The 12,748-nt window shown below is 56.3% G+C and carries 12 protein-coding genes; 10 read left to right on the top strand and 2 right to left on the bottom strand.

Annotation, left to right across the window (positions count from 1 at the left end; all coding sequences use genetic code 11):
- Positions 1 to 280 precede the first annotated feature (280 nt).
- The 3 genes from L881_RS0104385 to L881_RS0104395 all read left to right on the top strand — a co-directional run bounded on the left by L881_RS0104385 (position 281) and on the right by L881_RS0104395 (position 3,200).
- Positions 281 to 766, top strand: coding sequence for a YajQ family cyclic di-GMP-binding protein (locus L881_RS0104385; protein ID WP_025732503.1), 486 nt, complete (start codon positions 281 to 283; stop codon positions 764 to 766).
- A 281-nt stretch (positions 767 to 1,047) separates the two neighbouring features.
- Entirely contained in the window at positions 1,048 to 2,487 is a 1,440-nt protein-coding gene (locus tag L881_RS0104390) for an MFS transporter (RefSeq protein ID WP_156926497.1), read from the top strand.
- Between the two features lie 329 nt (positions 2,488 to 2,816).
- Complete coding sequence (locus tag L881_RS0104395) at positions 2,817 to 3,200, top strand: hypothetical protein (RefSeq protein ID WP_025732505.1); 384 nt, start codon at positions 2,817 to 2,819, stop codon at positions 3,198 to 3,200.
- A gap of 107 nt (positions 3,201 to 3,307) precedes the next feature.
- Here the strand turns inward: L881_RS0104395 and L881_RS0104400 are convergent, their stop codons facing one another.
- Positions 3,308 to 3,988, bottom strand: coding sequence for a 2OG-Fe(II) oxygenase (locus L881_RS0104400; RefSeq protein ID WP_051464789.1), 681 nt, complete (start codon positions 3,986 to 3,988; stop codon positions 3,308 to 3,310).
- Positions 3,985 to 4,656, bottom strand: a complete 672-nt coding sequence (locus tag L881_RS0104405; RefSeq protein ID WP_025732507.1) for an NUDIX hydrolase — start codon at positions 4,654 to 4,656, stop codon at positions 3,985 to 3,987. The genes L881_RS0104400 and L881_RS0104405 overlap by 4 nt, the downstream gene beginning before the upstream one ends.
- A 301-nt stretch (positions 4,657 to 4,957) precedes the next feature.
- Here L881_RS0104405 and ftsB point away from each other — a divergent pair, with 301 nt between their 5' ends.
- The 7 genes from ftsB (at position 4,958) to alr (ending at position 12,666) form a co-directional block, all read left to right on the top strand.
- The gene (ftsB, locus tag L881_RS0104410; protein WP_025732508.1) at positions 4,958 to 5,323 is read left to right on the top strand and encodes a cell division protein FtsB; all 366 of its coding nucleotides are present in this window, start codon (positions 4,958 to 4,960) and stop codon (positions 5,321 to 5,323) included.
- Positions 5,323 to 6,354, top strand: a complete 1,032-nt coding sequence (truD, locus tag L881_RS0104415; RefSeq protein ID WP_025732509.1) for a tRNA pseudouridine(13) synthase TruD — start codon at positions 5,323 to 5,325, stop codon at positions 6,352 to 6,354. Before ftsB ends, truD begins: the two co-directional genes overlap by 1 nt.
- 80 nt (positions 6,355 to 6,434) lie before the next feature.
- Complete coding sequence (locus L881_RS0104420) at positions 6,435 to 7,145, top strand: protein-L-isoaspartate(D-aspartate) O-methyltransferase (RefSeq protein ID WP_025732510.1); 711 nt, start codon at positions 6,435 to 6,437, stop codon at positions 7,143 to 7,145.
- 177 nt (positions 7,146 to 7,322) lie between these two features.
- Positions 7,323 to 8,501: a peptidoglycan DD-metalloendopeptidase family protein gene (locus L881_RS12820; RefSeq protein WP_025732511.1), complete on the top strand. Its 1,179-nt coding sequence runs from the start codon at positions 7,323 to 7,325 to the stop codon at positions 8,499 to 8,501.
- 156 nt (positions 8,502 to 8,657) lie between these two features.
- Entirely contained in the window at positions 8,658 to 9,695 is a 1,038-nt protein-coding gene (gene rpoS, locus L881_RS0104430; RefSeq protein ID WP_025732512.1) for an RNA polymerase sigma factor RpoS, read from the top strand.
- A gap of 201 nt (positions 9,696 to 9,896) precedes the next feature.
- On the top strand, positions 9,897 to 11,351 hold the full coding sequence (locus L881_RS0104440; protein ID WP_025732513.1) for a TolC family outer membrane protein: 1,455 nt from the start codon (positions 9,897 to 9,899) through the stop codon (positions 11,349 to 11,351).
- Positions 11,352 to 11,559: 208 nt separating this feature from the next.
- The gene (gene alr / locus L881_RS0104445) at positions 11,560 to 12,666 is read left to right on the top strand and encodes an alanine racemase (RefSeq protein WP_025732514.1); all 1,107 of its coding nucleotides are present in this window, start codon (positions 11,560 to 11,562) and stop codon (positions 12,664 to 12,666) included.
- The last annotated feature ends 82 nt before the right edge of the window (positions 12,667 to 12,748 follow it).

The raw sequence follows: 12,748 nt of genomic DNA on the forward strand, positions 1-12,748 counted from the left end.
ATGGGTGCCGGACACCTTGATGGCAGAGAAAATGCCGGGAAATGCACTCTCCTTGTTTACCTGTGCCCGCTGTGGGGGCGTTATTCTAGCAAAATCACCGGCGCTGTACTGTTTCTGGTGAAACGATAGAGATACTTGATGCGGACTAGCCTCTTGAGGCCACCTCACGACTATCAGGGATCGCCGCCATCCGGTCTGCGTAATAGAATGGCCTTTTGCTCGGCGCAGCGGGCGGTATTAGCCATTGCGCCACACATTGACCAACAGATGAGAAGAGTTTATGCCATCGTTCGATATCGTATCCGAATTCGACAGTCACGAAGCTACTAACGCCGTCGATCAGGCCAACCGTGAAGTAGAAACGCGCTTTGACTTTCGCGGCGTCAAGGCGAGCTTTGAGATTGAAGGGGAGTCGATTCGGCTGGAAGCCGATCAGGATTTCCAGCTCAAGCAGATGCTCGATATTCTGCGCGCCAAACTAATCAAACGTGGCATTGATGCCCGCTGCATGGACGAACAGGAAGCGCAGTTGTCAGGCGTGCGCGCGCGGCAGGAAGTGAAGCTCAAACAGGGGCTTGAGCAGGCTGATGCCAAGTTGCTGGTCAAGCGTCTCAAGGATGCCAAGCTGAAAGTGCAGGCACAGATTCAAGGTGAACAGGTGCGCGTAACAGGCAAGAAGCGTGACGATCTGCAAGCCGCTATCGCGTTGTTGAAAGGTGACGAAAGTCTGGAAATTCCCCTTCAGTACACCAATTTTCGAGACTGACAGCACTGTCTGATCGGCGCAAACAGGCCAAATGTTGCGACCGATCAGCAGTGTTAACGCTCTTCCGCAATCCCCGCACCTCACACCTTTCCAGTGAATACCTCGGCAGCGCAATAATTTAGTTGGCAACCCAGGGGCGCGGGCGTATAGTCCGCGCACTTTTTGCCCAGGCGGTGGAGAGGCGCTGCGATTGGCCTTGTGGTATCACCGCCAGCCGCTATTTTTCGTATGTAGTTCGTCGTTTCTGGTTGACTGTGTGAGGCTGTCAAATGGCGCGTCAGATGCTTGCGTTGATATTTCCCCCCCTGCTAGGGCTTTTCATCATTGCGCTGGGTAATGGCTTCCTGTCTACCCTGGTGCCGCTGCGTCTCGCCTCTAGCGGCGTCTCGGTAGGGGCCATCGGGCTTATCTCTGCCGCCTATTACGCGGGGCTTTGTATTGGGGCGCTGTTCAATGAGCGTTTGCTGCTGCGCATCGGCTATATTCGGGCCTATGCCTGCTTCGCTGCGATTGTGGCGGTCTCCTCGCTGGCGCAGGCGCTCTGGGTAAATGTCTACTGGTGGTTTTTGCTGCGCTTGCTGTGCGGGCTGGCAACGGTGGGCGTCTATCTGGTGATTGAAAGCTGGCTGCTGACCGGTGCTGCCAAGCATCAGCGCGGGCGCGTTCTCGCCTTCTACATGATCTCGTACTATGGCGCTCTGGCCATGGGCCAGCTTTTTATCGGGCTATTCGACGATACCCCTGGCACGGCAGCGGCGGTAATGCCGTTTGTGGTGATCGGCATGCTGGCAGCGCTGTCGCTGTTGCCCATCGCGATTATTCCGCGCCTCTCTCCCTTGATCGACTTCGCTGAGCCGTTATCGCCATTCAAACTGGCACGCATTACTCCCACAGGGGTGGCAGGGGCCTTCGGGTCGGGCATTCTGATGGGGGCGGTGTATAGCCTGTTGCCGCTCTATCTGCAAAGCGGTGGTGGTTATAGCCTCGATCAGATCGGGGTCTTGATGGCGATGGTGATTATCGGTGGGATGGCGCTTCAGTACCCGATCGGGCGCTGGTCTGATCAGCATGACCGGCAGTGGGTGCTGATTATTATTGCGGCGGTGATGTTGGTGCTGGTGCTGCTGGCTCCCTTGGCTGCCGTTGGCTATATAACGCTGATGGTGGCCCTGTTTCTGGTGGGAGGGTGCCTCTTCGCGCTATATCCCGTATCCATGAGCCATTCGGCGGATCGTGCGCCCCCTGAAACGCTGGTGGGCATGACCCAGGGCATGTTGCTGATTAACTCGCTGGGCGCGGCAGTTTCTGCGCCGCTGATTACGCCGCTGATGAGTGGTATGGGCAATAATGGCCTTTTTGTCGGAATTGGCGCGGTGCTGGCTGTGCTGCTTGTCTTCTTCGGCTGGCGACGTTCGCAGCGACCCGCTCCGCAACCGATGGCTCCGTTCTTCCCCGCTCCTGCACATTCGGCAGTGGGGGCTGAGCTAGGGGTAACTCAGGAACTGATTGAGGCATCGCAGCAAGCGCAGGCTGAGCTGGATGCTCATGAAGAAGATGCCGAGCGTGAAATCGCGGAAGAGCAGGCGCTGATTATTGAGCGGCAGTTGGCGCGGGAAGGGACGCCGCTGGAGGAGCTACGGATGCTGTCCGAAGAGGAAGAAATACCTGCGCCGCGTCAGGATGATATGGGCGCTGCCAACGCGAAGCGTGCTCCTGAGTAATCAGCGGCTGTCTGAAAGGGTATTCGTGCTACTGACAAAGCCCCGGCTTATCGCTGGGGCTTTGCTTTAACCGGCTTCCTGTTTTTGCCGTTTTAGCCAGAATTGCGCCAGCCTTTTCCTGTATGGCAAGCCTATAAAATGACAGGTCCACATGGCTAAAAGAAGCATTACGTTACCCTTCTGTCATTTCGCGATGAAGGGTAGGTCAAGTAACAAAAGGCGACATGCCAGATGGAAAAGCCACTCCTGGGAGCAACAGGCGAGTGGCTGCATAACGATAAAAAAACCAGTAGGATTAGCCGGTGACTATCATATAGGGAGCTATGTTTATGGTTAAAGGCTACGTTAATATTCTTTCTGTATTCTCTCTTTGTTGCGCCTTGTTACTGTCCAACAGCGTTGTGGCAGAAGAGGTGACCCCTCCTGACATAAGCGACCCAATAGGGAAAAATATAGCGAAGCTTCAGGTATATACGCGTGAGGCTCAAGGGCAGCTCGATGCGCAGGGGAAAGGGCACTCTGGCGGCACCAATTTATTTCGCGAGAATGGCAAGTTTATATCGGTAACAAAACGAGAGTGTAAAAATACGGCAAGACGTACTTCGAACGGCGCATACAAGGAGTGCGTTAATTCAGCCCTGCAAAAAAGAATGCATGAACTCTGGGAGAATTATCTGTCATCCTCGAATACAACACGCCTTCCCGAACCATAAATCATCTGGCACACCGTTGAGTGTGCCATTTCTTTTATTTTCTCTTCCTGCTATTTGCTCTTTCTATATGATGACTTGCAATCATCGTTGATTAACGCCCCCTTGATTTAAAACTCAGGGTCGATGGTGCCGCCAATTGATGCATTGCGTCTGAACCAGCCGGCGATACTGAGGCGCGGCAGCCGTGTCGGTAGCACCTCATGAGGCACGCGCTCGGAAAGAAAGCACGTCAGGGTGCCGAGTTTCGGCGTAACGATTTCAAGCGGCGCGACGCTGGCATCGGGTAACCGCTCGCTTTGAGGGTAGAGCGCCATTTCACCGCCGCTGCCCTGGGGCCACTCTTCATTGAGATAGAGAACGCTTGAGACGACGCGGTTACTGCGGCCTTCAAAGCTATCGAAATGGCATTTATAAAAGCTGCCCGGTGGGTAGAAGGCGAAGTGCGCTTCAAGCTCAAACAGGCCCAGAAACAGGCTGCGATTGATTTCGATACGCAGTGATTCAATCATCGCAAAGTAGTTGCGCTGAGCGTCGCTGGAGCGATCCAGCCAGTGGATACGGTCGCCGCGAATATCACGACGCTGTACATGCTGGCGACCACGGCCAATGCCCGCACTGTTCAGCTCCTGCTGGTGGCGTAGCGTATTGAGCTCAAGGGCTAACGCCCGGCACTCCGCAATGGGCAAGGCATTGGGGATCACGGCGTAGCCCGATTCAGCCAAACCGTCGATCAACTGCTCCACTACCGCTGCATTCAGGGCGGCGGGAGCCTCAGGATTCTGTATCACGTCCAATAGTCCGAAGGATAGCGAGAGGCACTTACGGTGGTAAGCTCTCTCGTTGGCGCAAAGGCGGGGGCGCGGAGAAGGGAGACATTCATTCCCAGCCCGACGCGCATGAATTCGGCGGTTATCATCGCCGAAAGCCCCCACAAGGTATAGTCCTGATAGCGATAGCGCGGAATGAAGAGAGACGGCTGATCGCTGAAGCGCATGATGTCGGTGGTTTCGCGCGGGTCCGAGGCCAGAAATTGCAGCGGAATATCGAAAATGTGGGCTACTTCTCCAGGGTTCGGAGAGAGGTCGCAGGCGCCCGTGGCAACGGCAACAAAGGGGGTGACAGCGATACCGTGCATTGATACCACCTCGCTTAACCGACCGATCACGGTGACGTTCTCGGCAGCAAGCCCCGTCTCTTCATAGGATTCGCGCAGCGCGCACTGCTCAAGATTTTCCTGACCATCCCTTTTGCCGCCGGGAAAGGCCACTTGCCCCGCATGGCTGCTTAGCCCCGAGTGGCGCTGCGTGAACAGCAGCGTGGGCGAAGCCTTGTCCAGCAGGCACACCAGCACCGCTGCACGCTGCCATTCTCCTTCCAGGATGCGCGGTGAATAGCGCTCAATGCGCGCGACAATAGCGTCAAGGGAGGGAAGGGCAGCAGGGGATGGCTGATTCATGATGGTTACCTGAGCGGCCTGAGAGACAGGCTTCATGCTACACCGATTCGGCCCAGTTCGGCCCATATCGTATTGCAGGTGCCAACGGTTCGATATGAAGCCCAGGTGAAGTGACGCTGTCTTGTGCCGATGAGCGGTGTGATAGCACGAGTTTGCGTGGAGTCTTATTCGCTTGTTGGGTACCATTGTGGCTGGATTTCTGATCTGATCGCGCCGTGGTGTTTATGTCGTCTGGCATCATGTGTTGGCAATTACCGTCCGAAACGGTGCAACCGGGCTACAACCTAATGGATGTAAATCAATGCTGAAGTGGGTCTCTTTGGCGCTGCTGGTGCTGCTTGCGCTATTGCAGTATCACCTGTGGATGGGAGAAGGCGGTATTTTTGAGCTGCGCAATATCACTTCGCGAGTGGATGTCATGCAGCAGAACGATGACCAGCTCCGCGATCGCAACGATCAGCTGGCTGCCGAAGTGGTCGATTTGAAAAACGGCCTCGATGCGATTGAAGAGCGCAGTCGCAATGATCTTGGCATGGTGCGCAACGATGAGCAGTTCATGTGGGTGCCTGATGTCGCCAATACCCCGCAGGACGCGCAGCCTGACGACAACGAAGGCGATGTCGATAGCAGTGGGGGCGCTGGCAATAGCAGCGCGCAGCGCCAGTGATGTCCACATCTTTGCCTGACTGGGCGCACGCTCGGGCCAATCCTCCTGCCGGCCAGTTCAAGCAATCTCCCGAGCAGTTCGTGGTGATCGAACAGTTGGGATTCGAGCCTGAACAGCACGGCGATCACCTGTGGTGCTGGATTGAGAAAGAGGGGGTGGAAACGCTCCGCGCTATCTCGCTATGCGCCAGGGAATTCGGAGTGCGCGAGCGCGATGTAGGCTACAGCGGCCTCAAGGATCGGATGGCGCTAACGCGTCAATGGCTGTCATTTCCGCTGTCCGAACCGCCAACGCAGCAGAGCCTTGAACGCCTTGCCAGTCAGGGCGTTAAGGTGCTCAAGGCCGTGCCGCACCCGCGCAAGCTCAAGCGGGGGAGTCACCGTACCAATCGCTTCGAGATCGCCATCGAGTTTGATGCCTGTGATGAGGAACAGGTGTTCGAGCGCTGGCAGCATGTGCAGCAAACCGGCGTTCCCAACTACTTCGGGGCGCAGCGTTTCGGTCATGCCGGGCTTAATGTTGAGCGGGCGCGCACTCTGCTGGCAAAAGGCTGGCATAAGCGCGCTGATCGGCATGGAATGCTGCTCTCCTCGGCGCGCAGCTACTTATTCAATCTTACTCTTGCAGAGCGTATCTCCTCGGGTAGCTGGTGCACGCCTTTGGAGGGAGAGGTCGTTAATCTGGATGGCAGCGCCAGCTTCTTTTCGGGAGCCGATGCGTCGATGGATGAATTGACGGAACGCGCTGCTGCTCAGGATATTCACCCCACTGCACCCTTGTGGGGTAAAGGGAAGCTGGAGAGCGCTGCTCAGGCGCGTGATGTTGAACTGCATAGCGTGACACAGGAACAGGATATGATCGCCGGGCTGGAGCGCGCAGGCGTCGCGATGGCGCGCCGAGCGCTGCGTCTACGATTGATCGAACCCGTTTGGCAGCGTACCGAGCAGGGCGCGCTGCTGGGCTTTGGCCTGATGCGAGGCGGCTATGCTACGGCGGTGCTGCGTGAGCTGATCGCTGCGCCAGGACTGTAGTCGCGGCGCGTAGACGGTGCGCCCTTGAGCGTTGGGTTAACTCGTATTCTTTTTGGATGACTTACAGGGATCGTCAGTCAATGGCAGGTCGCTTTAGTAGTGCCGAAATTTCGGGGATAGGCATTACCTCTCAGCGCATACGAGACCGTATGGTTGAGTCGCTCAGGGGAGCGGGAATTCGTGATGAATCGGTGCTGGAGTTGATGGCGCAGGCCCCGCGTCATCTGTTCGTTGAACAGGCGTTCTGCGACCACGCTTATCGGGCCGAGTCGGTACCAATCGGATATGGGCAAACGCTGTCGCAGCCCTGGATCGTGGCGCGGATGACGGAGCTGGTATGCAAGGAAGCGCCCCGTCGTGTGCTGGAGATCGGCACTGGCTCGGGCTTCCAGACATGGCTGTTGGCAAAACGCTTTGAGAGCGTCTTCAGCGTTGAACGTATCGAGGCGATGAGCATTCGCGCACGCACGCGGCTACAGCGTCTTGGCATTACGAATGTCCGGCTGCGTCATGCTGACGGTCGCGAAGGCTGGCCTGCCCAGGCGCCCTTCGATGTCATTCTGGTAACCGCCTGTGCGCGAGGAATTCACTCAGAATGGGTCGATCAACTCGCGCTCGGTGGGGTGGTGATAGCACCGGTGCTGGACTCTCCTGATGGTGATCCAGCGCATGGTGATCCAGCGCATGGTGAGCAGCGGCTGGTCAGGGTGCGCAAGACAGCGAAAGGCGTCAGGGCCGCGTACCTTGAGCCGGTGAGATTCGTCCCTCTGTTGGACGGTGTGGTGGAATAGCCAATAGCGCTACGACATAAATGAACAGCATGTTAACGTTAGCCTGAAAGCCCGCCTTTTTCCTGTGTATTGCTTTTTCCTATACTGTTGGACCATCATCGTGACACGATAAGTATGGTTGAGTGATCGGGCTGGCGGGATGCCTCGGCTGATGTGGTGACAAGGAGTGAGTTTTTGATGGCGAAGATGAAAGGTATGGACAAGCCGGCTTTCGTACAGCAGTGGCGATCGCACAAAAAAGTGGGCGCAGTAAGTGCCATCGCATTGGCAGCGGTATTGGCCGGTTGTCAAAGCAACATGAATAACCCTTCCATCGAAAATGCTTCTTTCAGCAACGGGGCCTCGGTAGGCGGAAGTGCCTCCTCGGCATCAGATGGCTCCTCCAGCGCAGGCAATGCCGGTACTTCCAGCCAGCCAAGCACGTACCAGGTACGTAGCGGCGATACGCTCTATAGCATCGCATGGCGCGAGAACATGAAGTACGACGAGCTGGCGCGCATCAACAATATTCAGCCTCCTTACGCCATCCATGTTGGGCAGGAGCTTAAGCTGAGTGAAGGTGCGCCGTCAGGCAACAGTGGTGCTACTGCGGCTGCTAACGGTACACAAACGCAAGGACTGGGGGATGATTCAGCTCCCATTCAGAGCAGTAATACCAATGCCGGTCAGTCGGCAGGGCAGTCCGGTCAGGCTCAGCAGGGGAGTGGTCAGGATGACAGTTGGCTGTTGCCTTCCTCCAATACGGGTGCCAACAGCAGCGGTCAGCAGGTAAACGCGACCCAGTCCGGTAACAACGCGGCACAGGGCGCTACTGTTAATGCAGGCGCTGCTGGAGCGGCGGCTGCGGCGAATGCGAATGGTGGCAGTTCAGCAAACAACACTTCTGCCTCCAATAGCACGCAGAACAACAGTGCCGGGCAGGTGGCCAAGGCGTCGCAGGCACCCCAGGCTGATCCGAATCGCAAGTATACGCCAGCCAAAACCATCAATTGGCAGTGGCCCGCTCAAGGCAGGCTCATCAAGCGCTTCTCTGACTCGTCGAACATTACTGCCGGTATCGACATCGCTGGGCAGCAGGGCACACCGGTACATGCAGCCGGGCCTGGTCTGGTCGTATATGCAGGTGATGGCGTAAGAGGGTACGGCAACCTGGTTATCATCAAGCATAACAATGCGTTCCTGAGTGCTTATGCGCATAACAACGCGCTCAATGTGAAAGAGGGCGATGTGGTTGTTACCGGGCAGCAGATTGCCACGATGGGCAGTACCGAGGCCGATCAGGTCAACCTGCACTTTGAAGTGCGTCAGGACGGTAAGCCCAGGGACCCGCTTAACTACCTGCCCAAACAACAATAGTAACCCGTTGAAAGAAAGTGCCTGACAGGCATGTGATCCGAAGACGTAGGCCAGAAGTTTAGTTGTGTGAATTGTGTAAGTTGTGTAATTAACCAACACATATGACTGGAGCATGCTGTTCTGCTCCCGCTGCTTTCAAGGATGAAGGGGGGCGTTATGTGCGCAATTGCCAAGAGTAACTTCACCACCGGGCGCGTACCCGAGTACGCTCAAGCAGTACCGGGCGTCTATGACGATGGCGTCGCGGAGGATGAGCTTCTTGAGGAAGAGATCGAGGTTGGTAGCGTTGTAGGGGATGAGCCGACTGAGGAAAGCAGTCGGCGTTCCTCTCAAGGCAGGCGGAGCAATATCAGTGGCAGCCCCGATGCTACCCAGCTCTATCTGAGCGAGATCGGCGGCTCTCCTCTGTTGAAGCCGGAAGAAGAGGTCTATTACGGGCGCCTGGCGCGCAAAGGGGACCCCGAAGGGCGGGCGCGTATGATCGAGTCCAACCTTCGGCTGGTCGTCAAGATATCGCGACGCTATCTGAATCGTGGCCTGACCCTGCTGGATCTCATTGAAGAGGGTAATCTCGGCCTGATTCGCGCCGTAGAGAAGTTCGATCCTGAGCGGGGGTTCCGTTTCTCCACCTACGCTACCTGGTGGATCAGGCAAACCATTGAGCGTGCCTTGATGAATCAGACGCGCACCATTCGTCTGCCCATTCACGTAGTGAAAGAGCTTAACGTTTATCTTCGGGCTTCCCGCGAGCTGGCGCAGCGGCTCGACCATGAGCCTACCGCTGATGACATTGCAGCCCATCTGGATCGTCGTTCGGTAGCCGCAGTTGAAAAAATGCTCAAGTTAAACGAGCGTATCTCTTCGGTGGATCTGCCTATTGGTAGTGGAAACGATAAACCGCTGCTCGACACTCTGGTGGATGACAATGAACTGGGGCCAGAGTCGAATCTGCTTGATAGCGACGTTAAGTCACAGGTAAATGGCTGGCTTGACGAATTGCCCGAGAAGCAGAAGGAAGTGGTGGTACGGCGTTTTGGCTTGCGCGGTCACGAAGCTGCGACGCTAGAGCAGGTGGGGGAAGAAATAGGGCTCACTCGTGAGCGAGTGCGGCAAATTCAGGCCGATGCATTGAAGAAATTGCGGCGCGTGCTAGAGATGCGCGGGCTCTCGCTGGACACTATTTTCAATCAGTAATTGTAGGCGGTTGGGTGCGCGTGGATGGCAGGCAGCGCTCAACCTGTTACATGCGCCGATGTATGTATCTGTATAATCTGTGGTACATTAACGCCATCGAAACTGCGAATTCGCCCATCTTGGCAGGTCGTTTTGCAGTAGGAACAGCCATTACTATAGTGCTGACGATAATCAAGGCTCATATTCTACAGGAAAGTCTCAATGCTGAAGTTTAGAGTGCTGCCTCTGGTGCTGGGAGTTTCGCTAGTGCCGCAGGTGGCTAGCGCTGCGGATCTCATCTCCATTGCGCAGGATGCGCTGACCAATAACGCCAGTTTGCTGGGTGATCAGGCTGGTGTGAATGCGACCAGAGAGGGTGAAGGCGTTGCCCGGGGCGCGCTGTTGCCTCAGGTGAATGCAACCGCTTCCGTCTCCCGCAACCACACCTCCAACTCTGAGCAAACCGGCGGAAATACTTCGCAGATCCTGCAAGAGTTGGGAGTGTCGGGCGCATCCAGCAGTGGTTCCGAGGATAAAACGCATAACGAATCCTCGGTCACCATTCAGGCGACGCAATCGCTTTTCAATGCGACCAACTGGTACTCTCTGGCTGCTGCAAAGCGTCAGACTGCCCAGCAGATTCTAAACTTCTCCAATAACCGTCAAACGCTGCTGTTTGACGTTGCCAACGCCTATTTCACCGTATTGCGGGCGAAGGAGCTATTGGATACCGACCGCGCGGCTGAAGCGGCCTACAAGCGCCAGCTTGAACAGGTTCGCGAGCAGTTTGACGTGGGCGTGGTAGCTGCCACCGATCTCCGCGAGGCAGAAGCTTCATACGACTCCGCTCGTGCTACTCGTATCTCTCAGGAGAGCACGCTGACGGTTGATTTTGATGCCTTGACCGCGCTGACTGGCAAGCAGTACCCCAGTATCGACAAGCTCTCCGAAGACATGCCAATCGAGTCGCCCAAGCCCGCCAATCGCGAAGCGTGGGTTGAAATGGGTAACTCCCAGAACCTTGCCCTGAAAACAGCGCGTGCCGGTATAGATTCTGCGCGTGCCAACGTAGCGATTGCCCGTGCAGGGCACTTGCCGACCCTTGATGCGGTCGCTTCCTGGAGCTATGGCGGTACCAGCCGTTACCGTGGCTTCAACAAGGAAAACCAGATCGGCCTGCAAGCCTCTATTCCGATTTACTCTGGTGGCTCTACCTCCGCTCAGGTCAATCAGAATACCTATCAGCTTGAACAGGCCCAGTTCCAGGCGGAAGAGCAGCTGCGTCGCACGGTACAGAACATCAGCTCCTTCTTTGCCCAGTCGAACAACAATGTGCTCTCGGTTGAAGCGCAGAAGCGCGCAGTTATCTCCAACCGTGCTTCACTCAAGGCAACCCAGGATGGCTATGAAGTGGGCACGCGTACCATTCTCGACGTGCTGAACTCGCAAAACAGCTACTACTCGTCTTTGCAGGCTTACTCCTCGGCTCGCTATGACTATGTGCTGAACATGCTACAGCTGCGCCAGAATGCCGGTATCCTCGATGTTGGCTCGCTGCAATCGTTGAATAGCTGGCTGGTCAAGGATAACTCCCCGGTTCGTCTTGATGGCAAAGGCGACTCGCTGGTGCCGGCCATTGGCGATGCCTCCATCGACGTTAACAAGCTGGGTTCCTGAGACTCCAGCAGTTAGCTGATGATGCGCTAGCAATGAAACACCTTCTGCCGAAAATTCTGTTGGCAGAAGGTGTTTTTATGTCCGCCCAGCAGTTTTTGCGACGGTGGGCGTTTCTCTCTGGTACATTTATAGCCAACCGTCTGGTTATACGCCTCGCGTGTACTTTCAGCGACTTCCTCTTCGTTTACAGATATTGTCGGTTTCTGCCATGTCCCGCCCATTACGCGCCCTGATTGATCTTGCGGCGCTGCGCCATAACTATCAGTGTGCCTGCGACCTGTTCCCGCAAAGCCGGGCGATTGCAGTGTTGAAAGCGAACGCCTACGGTCACGATGCGCTGCGGTGTGCCAAAGCGCTGGAAGGGCAGGCGCCGGCCTTTGCAGTGGCGTCCATTGAGGAAGCGCTGGCGTTGCGCGCTGGCGGCATCCAGCAACCGATTGTGCTGCTGGAAGGTTTTTTTGAAGCGGATGAGCTGCCTGAAATAGCGCGCCAGGGCTTCTGGACAGCGCTACACAGTCAGTGGCAGGTGGATGCTCTGCTCAATGCTGATTTGCCCGCACCAGTCCACGCCTGGCTGAAGTTCGACTCCGGTATGCATCGCCTGGGATTCAGTGCGAAGGAGTTCATGAGCAACTGGAGAGCGCTGGCAGCCAGCGGTAAAGCGATGGATATGCACCTTATTACCCACTTTGCGACCGCCGATCTCGTTGACCATCGCTATCGCGATATTCAGCTTGAGCATATTGCTGCGCTGCGCGCTCAGCTTGAGAGCGAAGGTTTTCAGGTGCCTTGCTGCCTCGCCAATTCACCGGCAACGCTCACGTTGCAAGGCGCTGGAACGTGGCACCGGCCAGGCGTGATGCTATACGGCGCTGACCCGCTTGAGCAGGCCAATCCCTATAGTCAGACGCTACGGCCTGTCATGACGCTTGAGAGTGAATTGATTGCAGTGCGTGAAGTGGCCGCCGGTGAGCCGGTCGGCTATGGCGGGCGTTTTGTAGCACCGCGCGCCACGCGTATTGGCGTTGTCGCCTGTGGCTACGGTGACGGTTATGACCGCCATGCGCGCGAAGGCACGCCGCTGCTGGTGGGGGGCAAACGTGCGCCACTGGCAGGGCGTGTTTCCATGGATATGATGACGGTTGATATCTCGCATCTGGAAGACGCTCATGTCGGTTCTCGCGTTACCCTGTGGGGGAGAGCGCCCGACGGTGCTGAGCTGAGCGTATCCGAGGTAGCCAACTGGTGCGATACCATCAATTACACGCTGCTGACTGGTGTAACGCCGCGAGTTCCTCGAATTTTTAGCACATAAGACATAATACGTAAGACATGGAGTGTGGCGCGATGCTCGCTTTTGGCGCTGCGTTTCTCATGAAATGGTTGAGCGGCTCTCT

The organism is Carnimonas nigrificans ATCC BAA-78, assembly GCF_000526695.1.
Taxonomy (GTDB): Bacteria; Pseudomonadota; Gammaproteobacteria; order Pseudomonadales; family Halomonadaceae; genus Carnimonas; species Carnimonas nigrificans.

Bases quoted from the DNA above. Each gene is read 5' to 3' on its own strand.
- L881_RS0104385 (WP_025732503.1), top strand. From the start codon at position 281: ATGCCATCGTTCGATATCGTATCCGAATTCGACAGTCACGAAGCTACT.
- L881_RS0104390 (WP_156926497.1), top strand. From the start codon at position 1,048: ATGCTTGCGTTGATATTTCCCCCCCTGCTAGGGCTTTTCATCATTGCG.
- L881_RS0104395 (WP_025732505.1), top strand. From the start codon at position 2,817: ATGGTTAAAGGCTACGTTAATATTCTTTCTGTATTCTCTCTTTGTTGC.
- L881_RS0104405 (WP_025732507.1), bottom strand. From the start codon at position 4,656: ATGAATCAGCCATCCCCTGCTGCCCTTCCCTCCCTTGACGCTATTGTC.
- ftsB (WP_025732508.1), top strand. From the start codon at position 4,958: ATGCTGAAGTGGGTCTCTTTGGCGCTGCTGGTGCTGCTTGCGCTATTG.
- truD (WP_025732509.1), top strand. From the start codon at position 5,323: ATGTCCACATCTTTGCCTGACTGGGCGCACGCTCGGGCCAATCCTCCT.
- L881_RS0104420 (WP_025732510.1), top strand. From the start codon at position 6,435: ATGGCAGGTCGCTTTAGTAGTGCCGAAATTTCGGGGATAGGCATTACC.
- L881_RS12820 (WP_025732511.1), top strand. From the start codon at position 7,323: ATGGCGAAGATGAAAGGTATGGACAAGCCGGCTTTCGTACAGCAGTGG.
- rpoS (WP_025732512.1), top strand. From the start codon at position 8,658: ATGTGCGCAATTGCCAAGAGTAACTTCACCACCGGGCGCGTACCCGAG.
- L881_RS0104440 (WP_025732513.1), top strand. From the start codon at position 9,897: ATGCTGAAGTTTAGAGTGCTGCCTCTGGTGCTGGGAGTTTCGCTAGTG.
- alr (WP_025732514.1), top strand. From the start codon at position 11,560: ATGTCCCGCCCATTACGCGCCCTGATTGATCTTGCGGCGCTGCGCCAT.